Here is a 24,919-nt window from a genome sequence, read left to right as displayed (position 1 = left end):
GCTACCGGCCGGCGCCGCTGAAGAAGCCGGTCGGCGGAATGTTCGGATTGGCGGCGGGCACCGCCGCCGGCATCGGCCGGACCGGGCTCGCGATCGGCGCCAGCGCGGAACTGGCGGACGGCAGCGCCTGAGGGCTGGGCAGCGCGGCGCCATAGCCGGTCCCGGCGGCCGGGGCGGCGGGCGGCAGCACGATCGGCGGAAGCGCGTCGCTGACCGGCGCGCGCGCGGCGACGGGCTGGGCCATGGGCTGCGCGGCCACGGGCTGCGGCACGGCCGCCTGCTCGATGGGCGTGAAGGGCCCGTTATCGGCCGGGAAACGACGCGCGGGGACGGCGACCGGGGCGGGGAAGCTTGCGCCGCGCGGATTGAAGAGCGGCGAGGTTGCGACCGGCGGCAGGGCCTGCGGCTCCTGCGCGACCGGATCGGGCCGGGCGAAGCGCGAGGGATAGGCCGAGGCCACCGGCATCGGATCGAGCGCCGTGGTCGGCTCGGCCGCGGGGGCGATGCGGCGCGTGCGGCGGCGGGCGGGAGCCGCCAAGGGGGCGGTCTCCGCGGCGGGCGGGACATAGGCGTCGGTCGCGCTGGCGCGGCGCGTCACGCGGCGGCGGCGCGGCGCCTCGCTGGTCGTGACGACCGGCGTGGCGGCGGCGGCCAGGAGCGGGTCGACCCCGCCGGCGCGCCCGACGCCATAGGGCGCGATGCAGCGGAACTGAAGCTGGTAGAGGCTGGAGCCGACCCGGCTGTCCTGCGCGACGAACTGCCGCCCATTGGCCGCGCAGAAGTCCCGCGCCTCGGTCAGGCCGCGTTCGACGGCGCGCGAGCCGCTCAGCCCGCTGGTCTCGAGAACGAAGACGTCGCCCCCCTCGGAGCGGATGCCCTGATTGGCGGCGCAGGCGCCCAGCAATCCCGTCAGGACGGCCAAAGGGACTAACAGAGGGGCTGCGCGCATCTTGTCTCTCTTTTGTCTCAACGTGTCGGAAAGCTTAACGCGGGTGCCGGGGATCCGCCATGCACCATCGGTGGCACGCGCCTGGACTTGCGCAACCATTGCGTCAGGGTGTCGCGAGGATCACACAAATCAGGAAGGTCAGCCGGATGCTCACGGGAAGCTGCCTTTGGGGGGCCGTCGCCTATGAGGTGGACGCGCCGCCCGGGCCCATCGTCCACTGCCATTGCCGGACCTGCCGCAAGGCGCATGGCGCGGCCTTCTCCAGCGTGATGGCGGTTCCGCGCGAGGCCTTCCGCTGGCTGCGCGGCGAGGCCGATCTCGGCGAGTTCGAATCCTCGCCGGGGAAGTTCCGCCGGTTCTGCCGCAATTGCGGCTCCCAGGTCTTCGCCGAGCGGCCGGCGCGAAGCCAGATCCTTCTGCGCCTGGGTTGCCTCGATACACCGGTGACGATGCGGGCCGAGGGCCACATCTGGCGGTCCGACGCGGCCTCCTGGTACGATCCCAAGCAGATACTGCCGGAGGCGTCCGAAGCTTCCTTCAAATAGTACATAAGTCCAAGAAACCGAGGAACGAACCCATGAAGCGTCGCGCCCTGCTGGCTGCCCCCGCGCTGCTCGCCCCCGCCCTGGCTTCTGCGCAGGACGCCTGGCCGAACCGGCCCGTCACCATGCTGGTGCCCTGGGCGCCCGGCGGCTCGAACGACATCGTGGCGCGGCTGCTCGCGCCCGGCTTCGAGGCCCGCACCGGTCAGCCCTTCCTGATCGACAACAAGCCCGGCGGCGGCGGTTCGGTCGGCATGGGGCAGGCGATGCGGGCGCGGCCGGACGGCAACCTGCTCTTCGTCTCCTCCGCCTCCAACCACGTCTTCTATCCGCTGATCTCGGGCGATCTCGGCTATGACGTGCGCGAGGCCTTCCATGGCATGGCGATGTGGGTGGACGTGCCCAATGTGGTCGCGGTGCACCCCTCCGTGCCGGCGACCAACGTGGCCGAGCTGATCGCCCATATCCGCACGCTGCCGGGCGGGATGAGCTTCGGCTCCTCGGGCGTGGGGTCGTCCAACCATCTGGCGGGCGAGCTCTTCCGCCTGCGCACCGGGCTGGACATGACGCATGTGCCCTATCGCGGCGGCGGGCCGGTCCTGGCCGACCTGATCGGCGGCACCATCAAGCTCGGCTTCATGAACCTGCCGACCGTGATTCCGCCGGCCGAGGCGGGCCGGGTCCGCATCATCGCCGTCTGCACCGGCCAGCGCGTGAGCCTGCGGCCCAACCTGCCGACCGTGGCCGAGGGCGGGGTGCCCGATTACGCGGTGCGCTCCTGGACCGGGCTCTTCGCGCCGAAGAACACGCCGGATGCGATCGTCCAGAAGATGTCGCAGATCTCGAAGGAGGCCTTGGACACGCCGCAGATGCGCACGCGCCTCGCCGATCTCGGCAGCGAGCCCATTTGGATGGATGCGGCGACGACCGACCGCTTCGTGCGCGAGGAATACGACCGCTGGACGCCGGTGGTGCGCGCGGCGGCCGTGAAGATCGAATAGGGGCGAGGGGGCTTTCGCCCCCTCGCTGGCGCATCAGCCCATGCGCGACCAGAGCTGGCTCGACAGCGTGCCCAGCCGGTCCTCGATGGCGACCATGGCATCGACCACCAGGTCCTCGCGCCAGCGGCGGCCGAGGATCTGCACGCTGACCGGCTTCGGTCCCTCGGGGAACTCGGCGAGGCGCGCGGGCATGTTGCCGGCCGGCAGGCCAAGGTAGTTGCCGACCGTGGACCAATGCGCCTGGCCGATGGTCTCGCGCAGGCCCTCGGGGCCCTCCGCGTCGCGGCCCGGCGCGTAGAAGGGCAGCGGGTGGAAGGGCGAGAGGAAGAGCGGATACTCCTCCATCAGTACCGACCACTGGCGCGCATAGAAGGTGCGCTTGGCCAGCAGCTCCATCAGCTTGGTCATCTCCACCCGCGGCGAGCGGCGGTAATTCTCCTCGAAGACGGCGACGATGGCGGGCGAGCCGTATTTCGCGACGTCCTCGGCCATCAGGGCGAAGCTCTCGGTCATCAGCGCGCTGCGGCCGTCGAACTGGATCTCGCGCAGGGAGGGTGCCGTCACCTCCTCCACGACGTAGCCCGCCTCCTCCAGCGCGGCCTTCGCGGCAAGCACGCCCTTCTCCACCTCGGGGTGCAGGGGCAGGTCGGGTGCTTCCAGGCTGAAGCCGACCTTGAGGGGGCCTTCCAGCGCCGGGCCGCGCCAGGGCAGGGGCACGTGGAAGGGGTCGCGCGCATCGGGGGCGATCATCGTGGGCATGGACAGGTGCAGGTCGCGCGCCGAGCGGGCGAGCAGCCCCTGCGCCGACATCTGCTGCGCCAGCATGCCGCGCTCGGCCCCCGCCGAGGGGTTGTAGACCGGGATGCGGCCCATGCCCGGCTTCACCGTCACCACGCCATTGCCGGCGGCCGGGAAGCGCAGCGAGCCGCCGATGTCGTTGCCATGCGCCAGCGCGCCGATGCCCGCCGCCACGGCCGAGCCGGCGCCGCCCGAGGAGCCGCCGGCGCTGAGATGCTTGCCCCAGGGATTCCAGGTGCGGCCGAAGAGCGGGTTGTCCGTGTCGCAGCGGCGCGAGAACTCCGGCACGTTGGTCCGGCCGATCACGACCGCGCCCGCATCGAGCAGGTTCTTCACCAGCGGCGCGTCGTCCGGCGCGACGAGATCCTTCAGCGCGACCACGCCGTTGGAGCTCGCCTCGCCCTTCTGGTCGATGTTGATCTTGATGGTCACGGGCACGCCGTGCAGCGGCCCCTTGGGTCCGGTGGCGGCGTCCAGCGCGGCGGCGCGCTCGAGCGCGCTGGCCGAGAGGTCCGTCACGACGGCGTTGAGGCCCGGATTGACCGCGTGCATGCGCTCGACCGAGGAGCGGACGGCTTCGACCGCGCTGATCTCGCCGGACTGGATCCGGCTGCTGAGTTCGGTGGCGGAAAGCTGCCAGAGCGGAGTGGATGCCATGAAGGTCAACGGCCCTTGAAGGAGTGAGGGGCGCATTCTTGATACAGACCGGCGGCCCCGTAAACGGACCGCATCGAAGCCGCGCGCGGACGGGTTGAATCAATGGGATTCGCGGAGCAGCATCCGGTCCCATGAAGCTCCCCGCCCATCACCGTTACGCGCACAGCGCGATCCCCAGCCGGCCGACCTATGAGTGGCCCGGCGGCAAGCGTCTCGCGCTGCTGGTCGTCAACAATATCGAGCACTTCGCCTTCCGGGCGGGCATGGGCTCGGACAGCACGGGGCTCAACCCCGTGCAGAACCAGCGCAGCTACGCCTGGCGCGACTACGGCAACCGCGTGGGCCTGTGGAACCTGCTCGACACGCTGGACGAGCTCGGCATTCCCTCCGCGCACAACATCAACAGCGCGGCGCTCGAAGCCTGCCCCGAGATCGGCCCGGCGCTGCGGGCACGGGGCGACGAGTTCATCGGCCATGGCCGCAGCAATTCCGAGCGGCAGGACATCCTCTGGGAGGAGGACGAGCGCAGGCTCATCGTCGAAAGCCGCGACATCCTGGCGCAGCATGCCGGCAAGCCGCCGCTGGGCTGGCTCGGTCCTTATATCGCCCAGAGCAACGTCACGCTCGACCTGCTGCGGGAAGCGGGCTTCGCCTATGTGATGGACTGGCCGGCGGACGACCAGCCCTTCTGGATGACGACGCGGGCCGGCCCCATCCTCTCCGTCCCCTATTCGGTCGAGATCAACGATAGCCCGGCGCTCATCGCCCGCCAGCACAGCGCGCGCGAATTCGCCGAGATGATCATCGACCAGTTCGACGAATTGCTGCGCCAGTCCGAGAAGCGGCCTTTGGTGTGCAGCGTGGTGCTGCATCCCTTCATCCTGGGCCAGCCGCATCGCCTCAAGGCCTTCCGCCAGGCGCTGCGCCACATCATGGCGCATCGGGACCAGCTCTGGGTCACGCGCCCGGGCGAGCTGGCGGAATATGTGGCGGGCCTGCCGCGCGGCATCGTGCCGGGTTCCGAGGTATGAGCCACCCGCGCGACTTCGAGGGCTATGGCCGCAACCCGCCCGATCCGCGCTGGCCGGGCGGGGCGAAGCTGGCGCTCAACTTCGTCATCAACCACGAGGAGGGCGGCGAGGAGAGCGTGCCCGACGGCGATCCGCGCACGGAAAACGCGCTCACCGAGGGCAGTTCGGCGCCGGTCAAGGGCCGCGACCTCGGCGCCGAGAGCATGTTCCAATATGGCAGCCGCGTGGGCTTCTGGCGGCTGCACCGCCTCTTCACCGAGCGCGACCTGCCCTGCACGGTCTTCGCCGTCGCCCGCTCGCTGGAGCGCACGCCCCAGGCCGTCGCGGCCATGCGCGAGGCGGGGTGGGACTTCTGCGGCCATGGCTGGAAGTGGGAGATGCATATCGGCATGGAGGAGGCGGTCGAGCGCCAGCGCATCGCCGACGCCACCGCCATCATCACCCGCGTCACCGGCGCGGCGCCGCTGGGCTGGTACACCCGCTACGCGCCCTCGCTGAACACGCGCCGGCTGCTGGCCGAGGCCGGCTACCTCTATGACAGCGACGCCTATGACGACGAGCTGCCCTATTGGGCGGATCTCGACGGCAGGCCCCGCCTCGTCCTGCCCTACAACCTCGCGCATAACGACATCCGCTTCCAGCGCGCGGCGCTGACGGCGGGCGAGGAGTTCTTCCAGTACATCAAGGGCGCGGTGGAGCTGATGCTGGCCGAGCCGGGCGGGCGCATGCTCAGCGTCGGGCTGCACAACCGCATCATCGGCTATCCCGGCCGGGCGGCGGGGCTGGCGAAGCTGCTCGACTGGGTGAAGAACCAGCCGCAGGTCTGGGTGTGCCGGCGCGGGGATATCGCGCGGCACTGGATCGCCAACCACCCGCCGTGACGGCGAGGGGGATGCGTCCCCTCTCAATTTCGCGCGCACCGTCTGGCGCGTAATCGTCCAGACGTTACAGTCCCGCGCCATGAGCACCATCGCCCAACGCGCCCTTTGCCTCGATGATTTCGAGGCGCTGTCCCGCAGCCGCCTGCCGCGCCCGATCTTCGGCTATATCTCGGGCGCCACGGAGCGAAACGCGGCGCTGGAGGACAGCGCCAAGGCCTATTCGGAATTCCACTTCCTCCCGCGCGTGCTCCGCGACGTCTCGCCGCGCAGCTTCAAGCGCAAGGTCTTCGGCCAGGAATGGAGCGCGCCCTTCGGCATCGCGCCCATGGGAATGGCGGCACTGGTCGCCTATCGCGGCGACGTCGCTTTGGCCCTGGCCGCCAAGGCGGCGAATGTTCCTTATATTCTCTCCGGCTCCTCGCTGATCCGCATGGAGGAGGTGATCGCGGCCAATCCCGACGCCTGGTTCCAGGCCTATCTCCCCGGCAATTCCTCCCGCGTCGAGGCGCTGGTGGACCGGGTGGCCGCCGCGGGCTTCGGCACGCTGCTGGTGACGGTGGACACCGCCGTGCTGCCGAGCCGCGAGAACAACGTGCGTAACGGCTTCTCCACGCCGCTCAAGCCCTCGCTGCGCCTGGCCTGGGACGGGATGCTGCATCCGCGCTGGACCTTCGGGTCCTTCCTCTACACCTGGTACAAGCACGGCATGCCGCATTTCGAGAACAGCTTCGCCGAACGCGGCGCGCCGATTCTCGCGAGCAACGTGCTGCGCGACTTCACCGCCCGCGACCATCTGAACTGGGAGCACCTGGCGCTGATCCGCAAGCGCTGGCCGGGCCATCTGGTCGTGAAGGGGGTGATGCATCCCGACGACGCGCGCCGCGCCGAGGCCGAGGGCGCGGACGGCATCGTCGTCAGCAACCATGGCGGCCGCCAGCTCGACGGCACGGCCGGCACGCTGCGCGTCCTGCCCGAGATCGCGGCGGCCTCCGGCCAGATGACGGTGATGCTGGATGGTGGCATCCGGCGCGGCACGGATGTGCTGAAGGCCCTCGCGCTGGGGGCGCATTTCTGCTTCGTCGGCCGGCCGATGCTCTACGCGGCCTCGGTCGCGCAGGAGGAGGGCATCAGCCACGCCATCGGGCTGATGAAGGGCGAGCTGGACCGCGACATGGCGCTGCTCGGCGTGAACACGCTGGACGAACTCGGCCCGCAGGTTCTGCTGCGGACCAGCGGCGTCGGCTGAAAATTACGCATCCGGGCCGCGCGGACGCTGCCCGGATGCGTTGCGGCTAGGCGGCTGGCCGCGTGAAGGCCTGCCGCGCGAAGAGGCGCCAATTCGCGCCCTGCTTCTTCCAGACCTGCAGGATGCCGATCCGCACCGGTGTCACGCGCCCGCCGCCCGTGGTGTTGCCCGTGAAGTTGTGGCGGACGATCGCGTCGTCCCCTACGACCACGATGGTCTGGTCGCTGATGTTGATCTCGCCGAAGGGATTGCCGCGCCCGACCAGATTGCCCACGAACTGCTCCTTGTTCTCGATGCGCCCGGCTGAATGGCCGTAGCTCAGCGAGTCATGGGCGAGCGCCTCCAGCGCGGCGCGGTCGGGGGTGAGCATGGCCCGGGTCAGCGCCTCGACGGCGTGGGCGACGGCCCGGTCGTCGGCGGTCTGGGCGAAGGCCGCGGGGGCGATGGCGGGCAGGGCGGCGGCAACGGCCGTGGCGGCCCCGAGCGCGGCCATATGGCGACGGTTCATCTTCATTTTAGGTCCTCCCTGGCCGGAGGTTCCCGGCCAGGGGGCAGGCTAGCACGCCGAAGCGGGCTTCGGCATCAACGGTCGGGATGCTCGTAGAGGACCCGGGCCACGAGGCCCGCGATCAGCGCGCCCGCGATCGGCGCCACCCAGAACAGCCAGAGCTGGCTGACATATTCTCCGCCCGCGAAGAGCGCCGGCGCCGTGCTGCGCGCGGGATTCACCGAGGTGTTGGTGATCGGGATCGAGATCAGGTGGATCAGCGTCAGCGCCAGGCCGATGGGAATGCCCGCGAAGCCGACGGCCGCGCCCTTCGAGGTGGTACCGGTGATGATCATCAGGAAGATGAAGGTCAGGATCAGCTCGGCCAGGAAGCAGGCCGCCATGCTGTACTTGCCCGGGCTGAGCGCGTCATAGCCATTGGAGGCGAAGCCGCCCGGGATCCAGTCCGGCTTGCCCGAGGCGATCGCCCAGAGAGCCGCGGCGGCGACGAGGCCGCCCACCACCTGTGCGATGATATAGGGGACGACATGCCCGTTGTGGCAGCGGCCCGCGGCCCAGAGGCCCAGCGTGACGGCCGGATTGAAATGCCCGCCGGAAATATGGCCGACCGCATAGGCCATCGTCAGCACGGTCAGGCCGAAAGCGAAGGACACGCCGAGGAAGCCGATCCCGAGCTGGGGGAAGGCGGCGGAAAAGACGGCGGCGCCGCAGCCTCCAAAGACCAGCCAGAAGGTTCCGATGAATTCGGCCATAAGCCGTCGCTGGATTGTGATTTCCATTATTTTGCCACTCCCTTTCCCTAAGGTAAATTCAGAAGAATTCAACAATCAGGTAAGTAACGTCCTATCGGTAGGTCATTTCCTATGCCGAGGGAAGGAAAATTCCGATCGTGGGATGGTGGGCTGGGGAGGGCCTACCGCGCCGCGCCGCAACGACCTAAACAGGGCCCATGCGCTACGTATCAACCCGTGGAGAAGCCGCCCCGCGCGGCTTCGAGGATGTCCTGCTCGCCGGCCTCGCCGAGGATGGTGGGCTCTTCATGCCGGAATCCTGGCCGGCTCTGACGCCCGAGGAATGGCGGTCGCTGCGCGGCCTGCCCTATCCCGAGCTCGCCGCCCGGCTGATCCATCGCTTCGTGGGCGACGCCCTGACGCTGGACGAGCTGCGGACCCTGACCGGCGAGGCCTATGCCGGCTTCCGCCATCCGGCCGTGGTGCCGCTGGTGCAGATCGGCACCAATGAATTCGCGATGGAGCTCTTCCACGGCCCGACGCTCGCCTTCAAGGACATGGCGCTGCAGCTGCTCGGCCGCCTCTTCGACCATGTCCTGGCCAAGCGCGGCGAGCGCATCACCATCGTCGGCGCCACCAGCGGCGATACGGGCAGCGCGGCCATCGAGGCCTGCCGCGACCGCGCGGCGGTGGACATCGTGATCCTCCACCCCGAGGGCCGCACCAGCGAGGTGCAGCGCCGGCAGATGACGACGGTGCTCTCGCCCAATGTGGCCAATATCGCCATCCAGGGCAGCTTCGACGACTGCCAGGACCTGGTGAAGGCCATGTTCGTGGACGCGCCCTTCCGCGGCGAGATGCGGCTGGCGGCGGTGAATTCCATCAACTGGGCCCGCATCGCGGCGCAGATCCCCTATTACGCCTATGCCGCGCTGAACCTCGGCGCGCCGGATCGCGAGGTGGCCGTCTCCGTGCCCACCGGCAATTTCGGCAATGTGCTGGCGGCCTGGGCGGCGAAGCAGATGGGCTTGCCCATCGCGAAGTTCGTGATCGGCGCGAACCGCAACGACATCCTGGCGCGCTTCCTCGCCGCCAACGACATGACGGCCCGGCCGGTGGAGCCCTCGCTCTCGCCCTCGATGGACATCCAGGTCAGCAGCAATTTCGAACGCCTGCTCTTCGAGCTGCTGGGCCGCGATCCCGCCGCCACCGCCGCGCAGATGACGGCCTTCCGCGCCACCGGCCGCATGCCCGTCCCCGACGCGGCCTGGCGCGAGGCGACGAAGCTCTTCACCGGCTTCACGCTGGACGATGCCGGCACCCTGGCCGAGATCGCGCATCTGTATCGCGAGGTGGGCTATCTGGCCGATCCGCACACCGCGGTCGCGACCGCCGGGGCCCGCGCCCTGCTGTTCGACGCCCGGATGCCCGTCATCATCGCGGCCACCGCGCATCCCGCGAAATTCCCCGACGCGGTCGAGCGCGCCACGGGCATCCGCCCGCCCTTGCCGCCGGCCCTGGCCGATCTCTATGCGCGGGAGGAGCGCTTCACCGTGCTGCCGAACGCCCTGGCCGATGTCGAGGCGCAGGTGCGTGCCCATGCGCGGCGGAACACCGCCGAGGCCTGAGCCGACGCCTTATCGCAGAGCGCCGGTGGGCAGGCCCGCCGGCGCCCGCGTGGCCGGCGGACGGATCCGCCGCGCCAGCCGGTGCGCCGGCATCTCGACCCAGCGGCACATCAGCGCCGCCGCCGGGAAGGACAGCGCCACGGCGATCAGCGCGGCCACCTCCGGCACGTCCTGCTCGCGCAGCAGGTGCGTCGCCGCCGCCAGCAACGGCATGTGGACCAGATAGAGGCTGAAGGACACGCGTCCCAGCCAGACCAGCGACGGCCGCCGCATCTCCCGCGCGAAGGGGCCGTCCCGCTGCGCCAGCAGGATCAGCAGCACCGAGGCCAGGATCACGCCGTAGTCATGCGCCGCCATGGCCATGACCAGCACCGCGATGCCTGCCGCGAGCGCCTGGCCGCGGTCCAGCCGGGGCACGCGGCCGAGCGCCAGCGCGGCCCCGGCCGCGAAGGCCGGCAGGAAACCCGCCGTTGCCGCGAAGGTCTTCAGCAGGCTGCTGCCCAGGGCCACGTCGCCCTCGGGCATGCCCGCCAGCCGCGCGATGGCCGCGCCCACCAGCGCCACTGCCATCAGCATCGCCAGCCGGCCGCGGAAGACCAGCACGAAGGGCAGCAGCAGGCTGATCCGCCATTCGTGCACGAGGCTCCAGAGCACGGGATTGAGCTGGTAGCCGTTGCCCGAGCTCAGCAGCAGGGCCTGTTCGGTGAAGCCCTTCCAGCTCCACATCCTCGACCACGTCGCGGCGCCGACGAGGCCCGGCGTCTCGGCCGGCAACGGTCCCTCCCAGAGCATCAGTTGCAGCCCCGCCGAGAGCACCAGCGAGGCGAGAACCGGCAGGCCCAGCCGCAATGCGCGCTGGCTTGCGTAATGCGCCCAGCCGGGGGCGCTCAGCACGCTGCCGGGGCGCGCGGCCTCCTGCGCGATCAGTGCGCGGGAGAGGACGAAGCCGCTGAGAACGAAGAAGAAGATGACCGCCGGCCGGCCCTTCCCGATGAGGCGAAGCGGCGTGGCATCCAAGGTCCAATGCAGCCACCCCGGCAGATCCGGAAGGGAGAGGTAGGCGTGGTGCAGAACCACGATGAGGGCCGCGATGCCGCGCAGGGAATCGAGCTCGATCAGGCGTGGAGAACGTGTCGACATGAAACCCTGATCCGACCGGCCCAAGGCATGAGGGCGATGCCTTTGCGACGCAAATGGGGCGCGGTCCTCGGGGGCAGCCACGCGGAAAGGGACGGCCGCCGATGGCCCGCCGTCCCGTTGTGCAACAGCGAAGACGGGCCGGGGTTGCGCCATTGCCGCATCGGGAAGGTTGAAACGCCGGGGCGCGGCACCCGATATCAGAGGGGCAGGCCACGCCACGCCCAAGGTTTCGGCCCGGGCCGAAGCGGGCTAGGAATGACCCGAGCCTGACCAGTCAGAAAGCCCCCCTCCCGATATGACCGATTCCGTCCGCGTCACGCGCCTCCCCAGCGGCCTCCTCGTCGTCAGCGACACTATGCCGCGGGTCGAGACCGTCTCCATCGGCGCCTATGTCCATGCCGGCACGCGCAACGAGACGGCGGTGGAGAACGGCGCCTCGCACTTCCTCGAGCACATGGCCTTCAAGGGCACGGCGCGGCGGGACGCGGCGGCGATCGCGCGCGAGATCGAGGATGTGGGCGGTCAGATCAACGCGTACACGGCGCGCGAGCAGACGGCCTATTACTGCAAGGTCCTCAAGGAGGACACGGGGCTGGCGGCCGACATCATCGGCGACATCCTCTGCCACTCCACCCTCATCCCCGAGGAGCTGGAGCGCGAGCGCGGCGTGATCCTCCAGGAGATCGGCCAGGCGAACGACACGCCCGACGACATCGTCTTCGATCACTTCCAGCACGCCTGCTACCCGGACCAGGCGATGGGCCGCCCCACGCTGGGCACGGAAGAGATCATCGAGAAGATGCCGCGCGACGTGCTGTCCAACTACATGACGCGCCATTACGGCCCCTCGCGCATGGTGGTCGCGGCCGCCGGAGCGGTGGAGCACGAGCAGCTGCTCTCACTGGTGAACCAGCACTTCGGCGACCTGCCGACCGTGACGCCGCATGAGCCGGAAGCCGCGAACTACACCGGCGGCGAATATCGCGAGGAGCGCGACCTGGACCAGGTCCATATCGTGCTCGGCTTCCCCTCCGCGACCTATACCGATCGAGACCATTATCCGACGCAGCTGCTCTCCACCCTGCTGGGCGGGGGCATGTCCTCGCGCCTCTTCCAGGAGATCCGCGAGAAGCGCGGGCTGGTCTATTCGATCTATTCCTTCGCGAGCCCCTATCACGACACGGGCGTCTTCGCGCTCTACGCCGGCACGGGCGAGGACCAGGTGGCCGAGCTGGTCCCCGTCGCGGTCGAGGAGCTGCGCCGCGTGCAGCTCGACGTCACGGTGGACGAGCTGAACCGCGCCAAGGCCCAGCTGCGCGCTTCGCTGCTGATGTCGCTGGAGAGCACCGGCAGCCGCTGCGAGCAGATCGCCCGGCAGCTGCAGGTGCATGGCCGCGTGATCCCGGTCGAGGAGACCAAGGCGCGCATCGCGGAGGTGACGGTGGACGACATCCAGCGCGCGGCGGTGCGGCTCTTCAAGGGCCGTCCGACGCTGGCCACGCTGGGGCCGATCGGCAAGGTGCCGACGCTGGCCGATATCGCCGAGAAGCTCGCGGCATGAGCGATCACGATACGCTCGCTGCGCTGCTCGACGCGGCGCGGAAGGCCGGCGCGGAGCAGGCGGATGCGCTGCTGGTGCATTCGGCCTCGCTGGCCGTTCAGCGCCGGCTCGGCCAGATCGAGCAGCTGGAGCGCTCGGAGAGCACCGATATCGGGCTGCGCGTCTTCCTCGGCAACCGGATGGCCATCGTCAGCGGCACGGACGCCTCGCTCTCGGGCTTCGCGGCCCTGGCCGAGCGCGCCGTCGCCATGGCGCAGGTCGTGCCCGAGGACGGCTACGCCACGCTGCTGGACGCGCCCGAGCCGATCGATGCCGGCCCGCTCGACCTCGCCGATGAGGCCGAGCCCGATGCCGATGCCCTGCTCGCCCGCGCGGCGGTCGCGGAGGAGGCGGCGCTGGGCGTCCAGGGCGTGACCAATAGCGAGGGCGGCTCGGCCGGATGGTCGCGCGGCTCGCGCGCGCTGGCCACCTCGCGCGGCTTCTTCGGCAGCTACACGCGCTCGTCGCATTCCGTCTCCGCCACGGCCCTCGCCGGCGAGGGCACGGGCATGCAGCGCGACTACGACTATTCCAGCGCGGCCTTTCTCACCGATCTCGAGGATGCCGCCGCCATCGGCCGCCGCGCCGGCGAGCAGGCCGTGGCCCGCCTCAACCCGACGCGGCCGAAGAGCACGATGCTCAGCGTCATCTATCATCCGCGCGTGGCGAATTCGCTGCTGGGCCACCTGATCGGCGCCATCAACGGCGCCTCCATCGCGCGCGGCACCTCCTTCCTCAAGGACGCGTTGGGCCAGCAGATCCTGCCCACGACCATGTCGGTGACGGACGACCCGCTGCGTCCGCGCGGCATGCGCTCGCGTCCCTTCGACGGCGAGGGCCAGCGCGGCCAGCGCCGGGCGCTGGTCGAGAACGGCGTGCTCACCACCTGGCTGCTCGACGGCCGCAGCGCGAAGCAGCTGGGCATGACCACCACCGGCCACGCCGGGCGCGGCACGGGCGGCCCGCCGGGCCCCTCGCCGACGAATCTCTGGCTGCAGCCGGGCACGCTCTCGCCCGAGGCGCTGATGGCCGATATCCGCGAGGGGCTCTACATCACCGAGCTCATCGGCATGGGCGTGAACGGCATCACGGGCGATTACTCGCGCGGCGCGGCCGGCTTCATGATCCGCGACGGCCAGCTCGCCGAGCCGGTCAGCGAGATCACCATCGCCGGCAAGCTGCCCGAGATGTTCCTCGCCATGACCGCGGCGGACGATCTCGTCTACAAGCGCGGCACGGACGCGCCCAGCATCCGCATCGACGGGATGACCCTCGCCGGGTCATGATCCCCGGATGGACAACACGCGCGTCACGCTGATCGTGGGGGCGACGGGTGCGGCGGCGAGCCGCATCCTGGAGCGAGGCAGGGCCCAGCCGGGCCAGACGTTGGTCGGGCTCTCCCGACGCAGGCCGCCCGGTGAGGAGGCCTGGATCGCCGCCGATCTGGAGGACGCGCCGCGCCTGGCTGAGGCTCTGGCCACGCGGCCCGACATCTCCCGCATCGTCTATGCCTCGCGCGCGCCGCATGGCGAGACGGGCGTGGAGGACGTGCCCGGCAACCTCCGCATGCTGCGCAACCTCGTGGATGCGGCCGAGGCCAGTCTGCCGCGCCTCGCGCATGTCCATCTCATCCACGGGGCGAAGTGGTACGGGATGCATCTGGGCGCCTATCGCACGCCCTCGCGCGAGGACGATCCGCGTCATCCGCCGCCGAATTTCTACTACGACCAGCAGGACTTCATCGCCGAACGGCAGCGCGGCAAGGCCTGGGTCTGGTCCACAAGCCGGCCGAACTTCGTGCTCGACGTCGCACCCGGCCGCGCGCGGAACATGGTCTCGACCCTGGGCGCCTATGCCGCCCTCTGCCGCGAGCTGGACGAGCCCTTCGACTTCCCCGGCACGCCCGACACCTGGGGCGCGCTGCACGAAGTGACCGACGCGACCTTCCTCGCCGAGGGCGTGCTCTGGATGCTCGGCGAGCCGCGCTGCGCCAATCGCGCCTTCAACATGACCAATGGCGACGCCTTCCGCTGGTGCGACCTCTGGCCCTTCCTGGCCGCGCAATTCGGCTGCCGGCCGGGGGGCGTGAACGTCCGCTCCATGACCTTATGGAGCGCGGGCAAGGAGGCCGTCTGGGAGCGGATCCGCGCGCGGCACGGCCTCGCCCTGCCGCTGGACCAGGTCGCGAGCTGGGCGTTCTTCGACTTCTTCATGGGCATGGATTACGACGTGCTCTGCTCCATGACCGCCGCGCGCGAGGCCGGTTTCCAGGGCTTCGTGAACAGCTGGACCATGTTCTCCGGCCAGATCGAGGGCTATCGCGCGGCCGGAATCCTGCCGCCGCGCTGAAACCCTTGCGGCGGATCCGATCCTGGGGATGATCTCCAAGAGATAATCGGCCCCGTAGAGGGCCAGCTGGGAGAACGACCATGATCGCCGACAACGCCCGGATGGCGGCCAGCCGTCGCACCCTCATGCTGGGCGGCACGGGCCTGGCCACCGCCGCCATCTGGCCCGCCGGGCGCGCCCTGGCCCAGGTCTCCGACAACATGGTGAAGATCGGCGTGCTCGACGACATGTCGGGCGTCTTCGCCGATCAGCAGGGCATGGGCGACGTGGTCTCCGCCCGCATGGCCATCGAGGATTTCGGCGGGCGCGTGCTGAACGCGCCGATCGAGCTCGTCTATGGCGACCTGCAGAACCGCCCCGATATCGGCATGGGCATCGCCAGGCGGTGGTTTGACCAGGAGCGCGTGGACGCCATCTTCGGCATCGGCAATTCCGCCGTGGCGCTCGCCGTGCAGCAGCTCACGCGCGAGAAGAACAAGATCAACGTCACTGTTGCCGCCGGCACCACCGATCTCACGGGCACGGGCTGCACGCCCAATGGCCTGCACTGGACTTACGACAACTACGCCCTCGCCCGCGGGACGGTTTCGGCCATGATGGCCGAGGGCAAGCGCAAGTGGTACTTCCTCACCTCCGACTACGCCTTTGGCCATTCACTGGAGGCCAATGGCGCCGCCGTCGTGCGCGCCTTGGGCGGCGAGGTGGTGGGCTCCACCCGCGCGCCGCTGAACGAGAGCGACTTCTCCGCGCATCTGCTGCGGGCCGCGCAATCGGGCGCGCAGGTGCTGGGCCTCGCGGTCGCGGGCACCGACCTCATCAACGCGGTGAAGCAGATGGGCGAGTTCGGGCTGATTCGGCGCGGGATGCAGCCGGCCGCGCTGCTCTGCCTGCTCACCAATGTCCGCGCGATCGGGCTGGAGACGGCGCAGGGCCTCGTCTTCACCGAGGCCTATTACTGGGATCAGAACGAGCAGACGCGCGCCTTCTCGACGCGCTTCGCCCGTATCCACGGCCGCCCGCCCACCATGTTCCAGGCCAGCATGTGGGGCGCCGTCACGCATTACCTGAACGCGGTGAAGGCCGCCGGCACCGATGCCACCCCGGCCGTGATGGCGAAGATGCGCGAGACGCCGATCAACGACTTCATGACGCGCAACGGGCGCATCCGCGAGGACGGCCGCATCATCCGCGACATGTACCTCATGCGCGCCAAGGCGCCCGCGCAGTCGCGCGGCGAATGGGATCTTCTGGACGTGGTGAAGACCATTCCCGGCGACGAGGCCTACCGCCCCGCGGCCGAAAGCGAATGCCCGCTGCTGCGGCCGCGATAGAGCGCGGTCCGCCCCCTCAGGGGGCGGCTGGTTGGCAAGCGATGGGGCCGCTCCACATGATGACCTGAACACTGTGGAGGCCCCATCCCATGAGCGACACCGAATACGTTCCGCCCCAGGTCTGGACCTGGAACAAGGCCAGCGGCGGGCGCTTCGCCAATATCAACCGCCCGATCGCCGGCCCGACGCATGACAAGGCGCTGCCGGTCGGCGAGCATCCGCTCCAGCTCTATTCGCTGGGCACGCCGAACGGCGTGAAGGTGACGGTGATGCTCGAGGAGCTGCTGGCCCTGGGCAAGACCGGCGCGGAATACGACGCCTGGCTGATCCGCATCGGCGAGGGCGACCAGTTCGGCAGCGGCTTCGTCGACGTGAATCCGAACTCCAAGATCCCGGCGCTGCTGGACCGCAGCAACGCCACGCCGGTCCGCGTCTTCGAATCCGGGGCGATCCTGCTCTACCTCGCCGAGAAGTTCGGGGCCTTCGTGCCGACCGATCCGGCGGCGCGCGCGGAATGCCTCTCCTGGCTCTTCTGGCAGATGGGCAGCGCGCCCTATCTCGGCGGCGGCTTCGGGCATTTCTACGCCTATGCGCCGACCAAGCAGGAATATCCGATCGACCGCTTCGCCATGGAAGTGAAGCGCCAGCTCGACGTGCTGGACCGCCGGCTGGGCGAGTCCGAGTTCATCGCGGGCCCCGACTACACCATCGCCGACATGGCGATCTGGCCCTGGTATGGCGGGCTGGTGAAGGGCTGGAGCTACGGCGAGGCGGCGACCTTCCTGGACGCGCAGAGCTACAAGAACGTGAACCGCTGGGCCGACCAGATCCACGCGCGTCCGGCTGTGCAGCGCGGACGGATGGTCAATCGCGTCCAGGGCGATCCGGCGATGCAGCTGCATGAGCGCCACAATGCCAGCGACTTCGAGACGAAGACGCAGGACAAGCTGGCGCCGGCCTCGTAGCCAGCGCAGTGGGGGGATCGCCGGCTCGCGCCGGGCGATCCCCCGCCGTGTCCTACTCCGCGGGCGCCAGCGCCATCCGCCGCCCGCGCCGCATTTCCTGCGCGAGCGACATCAGCACCGCCGCACCCATCAGCGCCGCCGCGATCATGAAGACCCCATGCGGCTCGCCGTTGTCCAGCAGCCAGCCGAAGCCCAGCGGCCCCACAATGCCGCCCACGCTGAAGCCGGTGCTCACCAGCCCGAAGGTCGCTCCGGCCTGGCCCGGAGGCGCCGCCGCGCGGACCATCATGTCGCGCGAGGGCATGATGAGGCCGGACAGGAAGCCCGAGGTTCCCATCACGACGGTCAGCGCCACGGGCGCGAGGTCGCCGAGGCCCGCGACGAGGATCAGTAGCGCGGCCGCGCCCAGCCCTACCGCGGCGACGAGGCCGTGCCGCTTGGTGCGGTCCGCCACATGGCCGCCGGCCAGGACGCCGATCGCGCTCAGGGCCAGCCAGGCCGTCAGGGCGACATTGCCCGCCGTCAGCGAGAGGCCGTGCGCCGCTTCCCAGGAGGAGACGGCAAAGCCCTGGATGGCGGTGTTGCCGAAGGCGATGAAGGCGAAGAAGACCAGCAGGGAAAGCACGGCGGCGTTCAGTAGGCGCGGGCCGTCCTTGGCCGCGCCCTTGGGCCGGCGCGCGGCCGGCCTCTCGTCCAGCGCCTCGCGCAGCAGAGGGATCGCGGCCAGCGTGCCCACCAGCCCGACCAGGATCAACGCGGCGGCCACGCCGGCGACGCTGGCCACGCCGAGCATCACGAAGGGCGCCGCGGCGCCGCCGGCATAGCCCGCGAAGGTGTGCAGCGAGAAGGCGCGGCCGACATGCTCGTCGTCGATCGCGCTGCCCAGGATGGCGTAATCCGCCGGGTGGTAGACGCTGTTCGCGAGGCCCGCGAGCGCCGCGCCCGCCAGCAGCCAGGAGTAGGTGCCGCCCAGCCCCGCCATCACGAAGGCGGCGCCGCCCAGCAGCAGCCCCGCCACCAGCGTGCGCCTGGCGCCCACCCGGTCCACCAGCAGGCCCATCGGCGCCTGGGTGAAGAAGGTGACCAGGTTCAGCAGCGTGAGGGCGAAGCCGAGCTCCAGGAAGGAGACGCCCATCGTGTCGCGCAGCAGCGGGAAGAGCGGCGGCAGCGCCAGGATGTGCAGGTGGCTGACGAAATGCGCGCCGGAGACGGAGACGAGAATTCTCCTCTCCTCGCGTGAGAAGCTGGAAGACATGATCTCAATGCGCCTCCGCCCAGGAAGCGCCGTGACCCACCTCGACCAGCAGGGGAACCCGCAGTTCGGCGACGCCTTCCATGACCTTCTTGATCGTGGCTCCGGCGGCGTCGATCTCGGCCTCCGGCACCTCGAAGACCAGTTCGTCATGCACCTGGAGGAGCATGCGGGTCTTGAGCCCCGCCTCGCGCAGCGCGCCCGGCGTGCGCACCATGGCGCGCTTGATGATCTCGGCGGCGCCGCCCTGGAAGGGAGCGTTGATCGCCTGGCGCTCGGCCCCCGCGCGGCGCACGGGATCCTTGGACGCGATGTCCTGGATCCACAGCCGCCGCCCGAAGGGCGAGAGCACATAGCCCTTCTGCCGCGCCTCGTCCTTGAGGCGCTCCATCTCGTTGCGGATGCCCGGATACTGCGCGAAATAGGCGTCGATGATGGCCTTCGCCTCGCCCGAGGGGATGCCCAGGCGCCCGCCCAGGCCGAAGGCGCTCATGCCGTAGATGATGCCGAAATTGATGGTCTTGGCGCGGCGGCGCGCTTCCTTGTCGACGTTCTTCGGGTCGAGATGGAAGATCTCCGCGGCCGTGCGGCTGTGGATGTCCTCGCCCTGCTCGAAGGCCTCGCGCAGGCTCGGCACCTCGGCGAGATGGGCGAGCAGCCGCAGCTCGATCTGCGAGTAGTCCGCGCTCATCACCACATGGCCGGGCTCGGCCACGAAGGCGCGGCGGATCTTCATCCCCTCCTCGTTGCGGATGGGGATGTTTTGAAGGTTCGGCTCGGTGGAGGCCAGGCGGCCCGTGCTCGTCGAGGCCAGGGAATAATCCGTGTGCACGCGCCCGTCCGCGGCGATCTGCGCGGTGAGCCCCTCCACATAGGTGGATTTCAGCTTGGAGAGCTGACGATGCTGCAGCACCACGCGCGGCAGTTCCGCGCCGCGCGCGGCGAGGTCCTCCAGCACGGAGGCGTCGGTCGAATAGGCGCCGGTCTTGCCCTTCTTGCCGCCCTTCAGCCCCATCTCGTCGAAGAGGACTTCGCCGAGCTGCTTGGGGCTGCCGACATTGAAGGTGCGGCCGGCGATGCGGTGGCACTCGGCCTCCAGCACGACCAGGCGCTCGCCGAAATCGGTGCCGATGCGCTTGAGCTCGACGCCGTCCACCTTCACGCCGGCCTGCTCCATGGCGGCCAGGACGGGAATCATCCGCCGCTCCACCTGCTCGTAGAGCGCGAGCGCGCGAACCTCGCGCAGGCGGGGCCTGAGCGTCTGCCACAGCCGCAGCGTGACGTCGGCATCCTCGGCGGCATAGGCGGTCGCGCGGTCGAGCGGCACGTGCTGGAAGGAAATGCGCGCGCGGCCGGTGCCGGTCACCTCGTCGAAGCTCATCGGCTTGTGCTGGAGATGGAGCTGCGAGAGCTCGTCCATGCCATGCCCATGCGCGCCGGCCTCCAGCGCGTAGGAGATCATCATCGTGTCGTCGAAGGGCGAGACCGCGATGCCGCCATTCGCCGGATTGGCGAGGACCTCCATGTCGTATTTCGCGTTGTGCAGCACCTTGAGGACGGCGGGGTCCTCCAGCAGCGGACGCAGGGCCGCGATCACCTCGTCCTGCGGAAGCTGCTTCGGCGTCTCGACCAGCAGGTCCGGGCTCGCATGGCGCAGCGGAATGTAGCAGGCGCGGCCGGGCGCGACGGCGAGGCAGAGGCCGACCAGCTCGGCGGCCAGGGCGTCCAGGCTGGTGGTCTCGGTGTCGAGCCCGATTACCCCGGCCGCCTGGGCCTCGGCGATCCAGGCCTGGAGCTCGGCCATTTCGCTGATGCAGTGGTAGCCGCCGAAGGGGGTCGCCAGCGGGTCGGCCGGCGCCTCGCTCACGGCGGCTGGCAGGACGGGGCGCGGCCGGTTCGGCGGCCCGCCGTCGCCCAGGCCCACCCCGAGGCGGGCCATGAGGCCGCGGAAATTGTTCTCGGCGAGGAAGGCGCCCAGGCGCACCGGCTCCGGCGAGCGGGCGACCAGCGCCTCGATCGGCAAGGGCAGGGGGCAGTCGCAATCCAGCGTGACGAGGCGCAGCGAGATGCGGGCCTGCTCGGCATGGGTCAGCAGCAGCTCGCGCCGCTTGGGCTGCTTGATCTCGCCGGCGCGGGCCAGCAGCGTCTCCAGGTCGCCATATTCGGTGAGCAGGGTCGCGGCGGTCTTCACGCCGATGCCGGGCACGCCGGGCACGTTGTCAGTGGCATCGCCGGCCAGGGCCTGCACCTCGGCGACCTTGTTCGGCGGCACGCCGAACTTCTCCATCACCTCGGCCTCGCGGATGGGCTTCTGCTTGATCGGGTCGAGCATGATGACGCGCTCGCGGATGAGCTGCATCAGGTCCTTGTCGGAGGAGACGATGGTGACGCGCCCGCCCTCGGCCTCGAAGGCCTTGGCGTAGCAGGCGATCAGGTCGTCGGCCTCGAAGCCGGCGAGCTCCACCTGCGCGACGCCGAAGGCCTCGGTCGCCTCGCGGATGAGCGCGAATTGCGGGACCAGGTCCTCGGGGGGCTCGGGGCGGTGGGCCTTGTAGGCGGGGTAGATGTCGCTGCGGAAGGTCTTGCGCGCCGTGTCGAACACCACCGCGATATGCGAGGAGCTGTTCTGGTTCAGGAAGCGCTCGAGGATCTGCGCGAAGCCGAAGACGGCGTTCACCGGCGTGCCGTCGGGGCGCGTCATCGGCGGCAGGGCGTGATAGGCGCGGAAGATATAGCCGCTGCCGTCGATGAGGATGAGATGCGGATCGCCCGGCGGCGGGGCCTTGGGCGCCGCCGCGGGGATCACCGAGCCTTCAATGGTGTCCATCATCTCCGGCACCTTCCTTCAGGCGAAAGGTCCTGGAGCAATAGGGGCAGGTGACCTGGGTCGCCTCGATGCGGAGATAGACGAGGGGGTGGCCCAGCGTGCCGCCGCCGCCGTCGCAACCGATCTTGCGGGACTCGACCAGGATCACGTCCTCGGGCGTCACGCCGGGGGTGAGGTGGGGGGCGTAGCCGGTCATCTGCGGGTCGCGCATGCGAAACCTTCATCCTTGCCGCGTGGTTGGCCCAACATAAGCTGTCACCTCCTGATGGACCAGACGCATGCACGCCCATATGCCCGAAGCATGAAGCTGCTCACTGCCCTGCTCCTTGCCCTGATCTCGCTCGGGGCCTGCGCCCCCGTGGTCGTTCCGGCCGGACCGCCGATCCGCGAGGCGGCCATCGAACCCTTCGTGGCGCCGCCCATGCCCTGGCATCCCTGGCCGGCCTATGCCCTGGCGCCCTCGCCGCCGCGGCCGGAGCCCTCGGGGCCCAGGCCGGAATCCTCGCTGGTCATGCCGGACGGGACGCATCTGCCGCTGCGGGTCTGGCGGCCGGAAGGCGCGCCGCGCTTCGTGGTGGTGGCGCTGCACGGGCTCACCGACCATGGCGGCAACTTCCTGCTGGAGGGCGGACCGCTGCTCACCGCCGGCGGGGCCGTCGTCTATGCCTATGACCAGCGCGGCTTCGGCTGGAACCGCGCGCGAGGCTACTGGCCCGGCAGCGACGCGCTGATCGCCGATGCGCGCGAGGCGATCCGCCTCCTCCGCGCCCGGCACCCGGGCGTGCCGGTCTTCCTGCTCGGCGAGAGCATGGGCGGCGCGGTCGCCCTAGCGGCTGGCCCGACCGATGTCGATGGCGTGATCCTCACCTCGCCGGGCATCTGGGGCGGGCCCTATCTGTCGAAGTTCCTGCGGGGGCTGCTCTGGGGCGCGTCGCATGCGCTGGGGCCGCTCGCCATGCCGTCCGGCGCGGCGGGCATCACGGCCAGCGACAACATGGAGGCGCTGCGCCGCTTCTCGAGCGACCCGCTGGTCCTGCACAATGTGCGCCTGGACATGGTGGCAGGTATCGTGGAGCTGATGGACCGCGCCGTGGCCGCCCTGCCGCATTGCTGCGGCGACGTGCCGGTCCTGCTCATGGCTGGCGGCAAGGATGAGGTGGTGCCCACGCGCATCGCCCGGCGGGCCCTGCGCGACGCGCAATTTCCGCGCGTGGCCTTCTATCCCGAGGGCTGGCACCTGCTGCTGCGGGATTCGATCCGCGCGGAGATCGCCCGGGACATCCTGGCCTTCCTGGCCGATCCGCGGACGCCGATTCCGGCGGAGACGGACCGGCAGGCCGCGACTGGATCGCCGGCACGCCGCCCTGAAACGGAAAACGGCCGGTGGATCGACTCCACACGGCCGTCGTTTTGAAGCGGGACGGGCCTCAGTTGCTGCTCTGCGGCACGATCTGCGAGGGATCGCGGGCGAGGCTCGGCGCCTGGGTCCGGAAGACCTGGCGGGTTTCGTAGCTCGTCGTCGAGTCCGGGCCGCCGGTCACGAAGGCATCGGCGCTGCCGACGACATTGGCCGAGGGCGCGTCATAGGCGACGTGGGGGTTGCTGCCTTCGCCGATGAAGTGGGGGTTGGACTGCGCGACCGCGAGGGTCGAGAGGCCCGAGAAAGCGGCGGCGAGGAGGAGGTTGCGGATCATGGAAACTGTTCCCGTTTAGAAGGCGGGGCGGTCTGGATTGGCCGTCTCGTGTAGATACATATAACCAGGGTGGTGTATCTGCACCAATGCTCGATCCGGATGGCGGCCATTCGCTGGCGTGATGTATCCCCGGATGGCTCTCGGGGCGGGCGGCCAGGCGGGAATTTCCAATGTCGAGGATTTTCTCCAAAAATAGATGCATTTCCTGACGTTACTTTTTGCTCCTGAAATCATTCCCTGATCTGGCGGCTCACGATCCCGCGACTCAGACGGGGATCATCCTATGCGGCAAAGCAATGTTTCTGGGCCGAATGCGCCCTTCTTCGCACAGGCCCGCCCCATGTCGCACTTCGGTGAGGAAGACACGGGCCGGAGAGGGCGAGGCGCCTGACGCCGTCGCGCCCGGGATCCTGGGAAACAGCAAGCCCGAAGAGGGCGAGGCCAAGGGCGAAGGCTGGGCCGTGATGCGCTCGCTGATGCTGCTGATCGGCGGGATGGTCGTCCTCAGCTATCTGATCTTCGCGCTTTAGGACCGGCGGGTCAGCCCGGCTTCTCGGGCCAGTCGTGCTAGGGGTAGCGGCCGCGCATGTCCTTGCGGACATCGGCCCAGCCCGCGCCCCAGAAGGACGCCGCTAGATCCGCCGTGATGGCGATCGGCCGCCCCGCCGGCGGACAGCAGCGCCACCTGCAGGCGGATGCGCCCCTCCGCGAGCGGCGGCATCCCGCCCATCCCGTAGAGATGCTGCGCCCGCGCCTCCAGCGTCGGGATCTCCCCCGCGTAATCCACGCCGGCGCTGCGCCCCTGCGGCAGCTCGATCCGCGCGGGGAGCGCGGCGTCGAGCCGGCGGCGCAGGTCGTGCGGCAGCAGCATCTGGCCGATGTTCAGCGACTTCAGCTCCGAGAGCTTCGTCATCCCCGCGCAATAGGGCGCGAGCCAGTCCTTTGCCGTCGCGGCCAAAGCGGCGTCGGACATGTCGGGCCAGGGCGCGCCCTCCAGCGCATGCATGCGCGCGATGCGGGTGCGCAGCTGCTTGGCGCCTTCGCTCCAGTCGAGGTCGCGGAAGGCGCGCGTCGGCGGCGGCCTCGGCCAGCGCCTCGGCCATCAGCGAGGGATCGACGCCGGCCAGCGGCGTCTCCTCCAGCACCAGCGGGCCGAACATCACGCGTTTGCGCGCCAGCACGGCCGCCCGCGCGTGCGTCGAAGCTCGCGCCCTCCACCGTGCGGAAGCGCTCCGGGAAGCGCGCCCTCCAGCGTGGCGCGGGAGATGGGCGCGGCCATGCGGATGCGCGCCTCGGTGCCCTTCAGCTCCAGATCGGCCACGCAGAGCAGCGTCTGCTTGGCCAGCGGATCGGCGACCGAAAGCCGCGCGCCCTGGCCCGAGGCCATGCGGAAGGCGCCATCCATCGTGCCGCGCTTGAGCGCGATGCGGTCGGGGAAGCCCGCGGCCAGCAGCGCGCCGGCATCGCCCTCCGGCGGCTCGTTGCCGTGCACGCCCAGGCGGCGGCGATGCAGCGCGGCGGAACGGCGGATGGCGCGGAGGGCGATGGCGTCGCTCTCGGAATGGCCGTGGCCGTGCAGCACGTCCAGGCGCAGCGTGATGTCGGCCGGCGGTTCGCGCCCGCGCAGGGGATCGCGCTCCTCCAGCAAAGCGGCGAGGTCGGCGGCCAGCGCGGCCTCGCCCTCATTCTCCACGGCGCTCATCATGCGGGCGAGGCGCGCGATGCGTGCCCATGCGCGCCATGCGCTTGCCCATGGTGGTGATGCGGCCCTGGTCGTCCAGCGCGTCGA

The 24,919-nt window shown here is 70.1% G+C and carries 25 protein-coding genes; 13 read left to right on the top strand and 12 right to left on the bottom strand.

Annotated elements, in window-relative coordinates; genetic code table 11:
• Position 1: 1 nt before the first annotated feature.
• Positions 2 to 922 carry a hypothetical protein gene (locus tag ACO057_RS15730; RefSeq protein WP_421993409.1) on the bottom strand — a complete coding sequence of 307 codons (921 nt, stop codon included), beginning with the start codon at positions 920 to 922 and terminating at the stop codon, positions 2 to 4.
• Positions 923 to 1,095: 173 nt separating this feature from the next.
• On the opposite strand from ACO057_RS15730, the gene ACO057_RS15725 reads away from it, so the two are divergent.
• Together ACO057_RS15725 and ACO057_RS15720 are read left to right on the top strand one after the other, a co-directional pair.
• Positions 1,096 to 1,494, top strand: a complete 399-nt coding sequence (locus ACO057_RS15725) for a GFA family protein (protein ID WP_421993407.1) — start codon at positions 1,096 to 1,098, stop codon at positions 1,492 to 1,494.
• 32 nt (positions 1,495 to 1,526) lie between these two features.
• Positions 1,527 to 2,492: a Bug family tripartite tricarboxylate transporter substrate binding protein gene (locus ACO057_RS15720; RefSeq protein WP_421993405.1), complete on the top strand. Its 966-nt coding sequence runs from the start codon at positions 1,527 to 1,529 to the stop codon at positions 2,490 to 2,492.
• Between the two features lie 33 nt (positions 2,493 to 2,525).
• Here the strand turns inward: ACO057_RS15720 and ACO057_RS15715 are convergent, their stop codons facing one another.
• A complete protein-coding gene (locus ACO057_RS15715) occupies positions 2,526 to 3,947 on the bottom strand; it encodes an amidase (protein WP_421993403.1) in 1,422 nt (473 codons plus the stop codon).
• A gap of 131 nt (positions 3,948 to 4,078) precedes the next feature.
• On the opposite strand from ACO057_RS15715, the gene ACO057_RS15710 reads away from it, so the two are divergent.
• The 3 genes from ACO057_RS15710 to ACO057_RS15700 all read left to right on the top strand — a co-directional run bounded on the left by ACO057_RS15710 (position 4,079) and on the right by ACO057_RS15700 (position 7,105).
• A complete protein-coding gene (locus tag ACO057_RS15710) occupies positions 4,079 to 4,978 on the top strand; it encodes a polysaccharide deacetylase family protein (RefSeq protein WP_421993401.1) in 900 nt (299 codons plus the stop codon).
• Positions 4,975 to 5,859 carry a polysaccharide deacetylase family protein gene (locus ACO057_RS15705; RefSeq protein ID WP_421993399.1) on the top strand — a complete coding sequence of 295 codons (885 nt, stop codon included), beginning with the start codon at positions 4,975 to 4,977 and terminating at the stop codon, positions 5,857 to 5,859. The genes ACO057_RS15710 and ACO057_RS15705 overlap by 4 nt, the downstream gene beginning before the upstream one ends.
• A gap of 79 nt (positions 5,860 to 5,938) precedes the next feature.
• Positions 5,939 to 7,105 (top strand): alpha-hydroxy acid oxidase, encoded by a 1,167-nt coding sequence (locus tag ACO057_RS15700; protein ID WP_421993397.1) that lies wholly within the window; start codon positions 5,939 to 5,941, stop codon positions 7,103 to 7,105.
• A 46-nt stretch (positions 7,106 to 7,151) separates the two neighbouring features.
• Here the strand turns inward: ACO057_RS15700 and ACO057_RS15695 are convergent, their stop codons facing one another.
• Together ACO057_RS15695 and aqpZ are read right to left on the bottom strand one after the other, a co-directional pair.
• Positions 7,152 to 7,619, bottom strand: coding sequence for a nuclear transport factor 2 family protein (locus tag ACO057_RS15695; protein WP_421993395.1), 468 nt, complete (start codon positions 7,617 to 7,619; stop codon positions 7,152 to 7,154).
• A 68-nt stretch (positions 7,620 to 7,687) separates the two neighbouring features.
• The gene (aqpZ, locus tag ACO057_RS15690) at positions 7,688 to 8,392 is read right to left on the bottom strand and encodes an aquaporin Z (protein ID WP_421993393.1); all 705 of its coding nucleotides are present in this window, start codon (positions 8,390 to 8,392) and stop codon (positions 7,688 to 7,690) included.
• A 170-nt stretch (positions 8,393 to 8,562) separates the two neighbouring features.
• Here aqpZ and thrC point away from each other — a divergent pair, with 170 nt between their 5' ends.
• Positions 8,563 to 9,972 carry a threonine synthase gene (thrC, locus tag ACO057_RS15685; protein ID WP_421993391.1) on the top strand — a complete coding sequence of 470 codons (1,410 nt, stop codon included), beginning with the start codon at positions 8,563 to 8,565 and terminating at the stop codon, positions 9,970 to 9,972.
• Positions 9,973 to 9,981: 9 nt separating this feature from the next.
• Here the strand turns inward: thrC and ACO057_RS15680 are convergent, their stop codons facing one another.
• Positions 9,982 to 11,112 carry an acyltransferase family protein gene (locus ACO057_RS15680; protein WP_421993389.1) on the bottom strand — a complete coding sequence of 377 codons (1,131 nt, stop codon included), beginning with the start codon at positions 11,110 to 11,112 and terminating at the stop codon, positions 9,982 to 9,984.
• Positions 11,113 to 11,407: 295 nt separating this feature from the next.
• On the opposite strand from ACO057_RS15680, the gene ACO057_RS15675 reads away from it, so the two are divergent.
• From ACO057_RS15675 to yghU, 5 genes are all read left to right on the top strand, one after another.
• Complete coding sequence (locus ACO057_RS15675; protein ID WP_421993387.1) at positions 11,408 to 12,673, top strand: M16 family metallopeptidase; 1,266 nt, start codon at positions 11,408 to 11,410, stop codon at positions 12,671 to 12,673.
• Positions 12,670 to 13,998 carry a TldD/PmbA family protein gene (locus ACO057_RS15670; protein WP_421993385.1) on the top strand — a complete coding sequence of 443 codons (1,329 nt, stop codon included), beginning with the start codon at positions 12,670 to 12,672 and terminating at the stop codon, positions 13,996 to 13,998. Before ACO057_RS15675 ends, ACO057_RS15670 begins: the two co-directional genes overlap by 4 nt.
• Before the next feature lie 7 nt (positions 13,999 to 14,005).
• A complete protein-coding gene (locus tag ACO057_RS15665; protein WP_421993383.1) occupies positions 14,006 to 15,061 on the top strand; it encodes an SDR family oxidoreductase in 1,056 nt (351 codons plus the stop codon).
• Between the two features lie 80 nt (positions 15,062 to 15,141).
• The gene (locus ACO057_RS15660; RefSeq protein WP_421993381.1) at positions 15,142 to 16,392 is read left to right on the top strand and encodes an ABC transporter substrate-binding protein; all 1,251 of its coding nucleotides are present in this window, start codon (positions 15,142 to 15,144) and stop codon (positions 16,390 to 16,392) included.
• 89 nt (positions 16,393 to 16,481) lie between these two features.
• Entirely contained in the window at positions 16,482 to 17,357 is an 876-nt protein-coding gene (gene yghU, locus ACO057_RS15655; RefSeq protein WP_421993379.1) for a glutathione-dependent disulfide-bond oxidoreductase, read from the top strand.
• Between the two features lie 52 nt (positions 17,358 to 17,409).
• Here the strand turns inward: yghU and ACO057_RS15650 are convergent, their stop codons facing one another.
• Genes ACO057_RS15650 through ACO057_RS15640 form a run of 3 tightly spaced genes read right to left on the bottom strand, consistent with a single transcriptional unit; the run spans position 17,410 to position 21,647 of the window.
• Positions 17,410 to 18,612, bottom strand: coding sequence for an MFS transporter (locus tag ACO057_RS15650; protein ID WP_421993377.1), 1,203 nt, complete (start codon positions 18,610 to 18,612; stop codon positions 17,410 to 17,412).
• A gap of 4 nt (positions 18,613 to 18,616) precedes the next feature.
• On the bottom strand, positions 18,617 to 21,436 hold the full coding sequence (gene polA / locus ACO057_RS15645) for a DNA polymerase I (RefSeq protein ID WP_421993483.1): 2,820 nt from the start codon (positions 21,434 to 21,436) through the stop codon (positions 18,617 to 18,619).
• Positions 21,423 to 21,647, bottom strand: coding sequence for a zinc-finger domain-containing protein (locus ACO057_RS15640; RefSeq protein WP_421993375.1), 225 nt, complete (start codon positions 21,645 to 21,647; stop codon positions 21,423 to 21,425). The genes polA and ACO057_RS15640 overlap by 14 nt, the downstream gene beginning before the upstream one ends.
• 90 nt (positions 21,648 to 21,737) lie before the next feature.
• On the opposite strand from ACO057_RS15640, the gene ACO057_RS15635 reads away from it, so the two are divergent.
• Positions 21,738 to 22,850, top strand: coding sequence for an alpha/beta fold hydrolase (locus tag ACO057_RS15635; RefSeq protein WP_421993373.1), 1,113 nt, complete (start codon positions 21,738 to 21,740; stop codon positions 22,848 to 22,850).
• Positions 22,851 to 22,863: 13 nt separating this feature from the next.
• Here the strand turns inward: ACO057_RS15635 and ACO057_RS15630 are convergent, their stop codons facing one another.
• A complete protein-coding gene (locus ACO057_RS15630; protein WP_421993371.1) occupies positions 22,864 to 23,130 on the bottom strand; it encodes a hypothetical protein in 267 nt (88 codons plus the stop codon).
• A gap of 353 nt (positions 23,131 to 23,483) precedes the next feature.
• On the opposite strand from ACO057_RS15630, the gene ACO057_RS15625 reads away from it, so the two are divergent.
• Complete coding sequence (locus ACO057_RS15625) at positions 23,484 to 23,660, top strand: hypothetical protein (RefSeq protein WP_421993369.1); 177 nt, start codon at positions 23,484 to 23,486, stop codon at positions 23,658 to 23,660.
• On the opposite strand, the gene ACO057_RS15620 is transcribed toward ACO057_RS15625, so the two are convergent.
• From ACO057_RS15620 to ACO057_RS15610, 3 genes are all read right to left on the bottom strand, one after another.
• Positions 23,657 to 24,136 carry an ATP-dependent helicase C-terminal domain-containing protein gene (locus ACO057_RS15620; RefSeq protein WP_421993367.1) on the bottom strand — a complete coding sequence of 160 codons (480 nt, stop codon included), beginning with the start codon at positions 24,134 to 24,136 and terminating at the stop codon, positions 23,657 to 23,659. The genes ACO057_RS15625 and ACO057_RS15620 overlap by 4 nt on opposite strands.
• Before the next feature lie 153 nt (positions 24,137 to 24,289).
• Positions 24,290 to 24,832: a hypothetical protein gene (locus ACO057_RS15615; RefSeq protein ID WP_421993365.1), complete on the bottom strand. Its 543-nt coding sequence runs from the start codon at positions 24,830 to 24,832 to the stop codon at positions 24,290 to 24,292.
• Positions 24,813 to 24,911, bottom strand: a complete 99-nt coding sequence (locus tag ACO057_RS15610) for a hypothetical protein (protein ID WP_421993481.1) — start codon at positions 24,909 to 24,911, stop codon at positions 24,813 to 24,815. The genes ACO057_RS15615 and ACO057_RS15610 overlap by 20 nt, the downstream gene beginning before the upstream one ends.
• Positions 24,912 to 24,919 lie beyond the last annotated feature (8 nt).

The sequence above is a fragment of the Roseococcus sp. genome, from assembly GCF_965227005.1.
Taxonomy (GTDB): domain Bacteria; phylum Pseudomonadota; class Alphaproteobacteria; order Acetobacterales; family Acetobacteraceae; genus Roseococcus.
Note: the sequence above shows the minus strand (reverse complement) of the source record. Positions and strands in the feature narration are given on the sequence as shown.

Excerpts from the sequence above, each read along its gene's own strand:
- ACO057_RS15725 (WP_421993407.1), top strand. The coding sequence starts at position 1,096 with ATGCTCACGGGAAGCTGCCTTTGGGGGGCCGTCGCCTATGAGGTGGAC.
- ACO057_RS15720 (WP_421993405.1), top strand. The coding sequence starts at position 1,527 with ATGAAGCGTCGCGCCCTGCTGGCTGCCCCCGCGCTGCTCGCCCCCGCC.
- ACO057_RS15715 (WP_421993403.1), bottom strand. The coding sequence starts at position 3,947 with ATGGCATCCACTCCGCTCTGGCAGCTTTCCGCCACCGAACTCAGCAGC.
- ACO057_RS15710 (WP_421993401.1), top strand. The coding sequence starts at position 4,079 with ATGAAGCTCCCCGCCCATCACCGTTACGCGCACAGCGCGATCCCCAGC.
- ACO057_RS15705 (WP_421993399.1), top strand. The coding sequence starts at position 4,975 with ATGAGCCACCCGCGCGACTTCGAGGGCTATGGCCGCAACCCGCCCGAT.
- ACO057_RS15700 (WP_421993397.1), top strand. The coding sequence starts at position 5,939 with ATGAGCACCATCGCCCAACGCGCCCTTTGCCTCGATGATTTCGAGGCG.
- ACO057_RS15695 (WP_421993395.1), bottom strand. The coding sequence starts at position 7,619 with ATGAAGATGAACCGTCGCCATATGGCCGCGCTCGGGGCCGCCACGGCC.
- aqpZ (WP_421993393.1), bottom strand. The coding sequence starts at position 8,392 with ATGGAAATCACAATCCAGCGACGGCTTATGGCCGAATTCATCGGAACC.
- thrC (WP_421993391.1), top strand. The coding sequence starts at position 8,563 with ATGCGCTACGTATCAACCCGTGGAGAAGCCGCCCCGCGCGGCTTCGAG.
- ACO057_RS15680 (WP_421993389.1), bottom strand. The coding sequence starts at position 11,112 with ATGTCGACACGTTCTCCACGCCTGATCGAGCTCGATTCCCTGCGCGGC.
- ACO057_RS15675 (WP_421993387.1), top strand. The coding sequence starts at position 11,408 with ATGACCGATTCCGTCCGCGTCACGCGCCTCCCCAGCGGCCTCCTCGTC.
- ACO057_RS15670 (WP_421993385.1), top strand. The coding sequence starts at position 12,670 with ATGAGCGATCACGATACGCTCGCTGCGCTGCTCGACGCGGCGCGGAAG.
- ACO057_RS15665 (WP_421993383.1), top strand. The coding sequence starts at position 14,006 with ATGGACAACACGCGCGTCACGCTGATCGTGGGGGCGACGGGTGCGGCG.
- ACO057_RS15660 (WP_421993381.1), top strand. The coding sequence starts at position 15,142 with ATGATCGCCGACAACGCCCGGATGGCGGCCAGCCGTCGCACCCTCATG.
- yghU (WP_421993379.1), top strand. The coding sequence starts at position 16,482 with ATGAGCGACACCGAATACGTTCCGCCCCAGGTCTGGACCTGGAACAAG.
- ACO057_RS15650 (WP_421993377.1), bottom strand. The coding sequence starts at position 18,612 with ATGTCTTCCAGCTTCTCACGCGAGGAGAGGAGAATTCTCGTCTCCGTC.
- polA (WP_421993483.1), bottom strand. The coding sequence starts at position 21,436 with ATGGACACCATTGAAGGCTCGGTGATCCCCGCGGCGGCGCCCAAGGCC.
- ACO057_RS15640 (WP_421993375.1), bottom strand. The coding sequence starts at position 21,647 with ATGCGCGACCCGCAGATGACCGGCTACGCCCCCCACCTCACCCCCGGC.
- ACO057_RS15635 (WP_421993373.1), top strand. The coding sequence starts at position 21,738 with ATGAAGCTGCTCACTGCCCTGCTCCTTGCCCTGATCTCGCTCGGGGCC.
- ACO057_RS15630 (WP_421993371.1), bottom strand. The coding sequence starts at position 23,130 with ATGATCCGCAACCTCCTCCTCGCCGCCGCTTTCTCGGGCCTCTCGACC.
- ACO057_RS15620 (WP_421993367.1), bottom strand. The coding sequence starts at position 24,136 with ATGCATGCGCTGGAGGGCGCGCCCTGGCCCGACATGTCCGACGCCGCT.
- ACO057_RS15615 (WP_421993365.1), bottom strand. The coding sequence starts at position 24,832 with ATGAGCGCCGTGGAGAATGAGGGCGAGGCCGCGCTGGCCGCCGACCTC.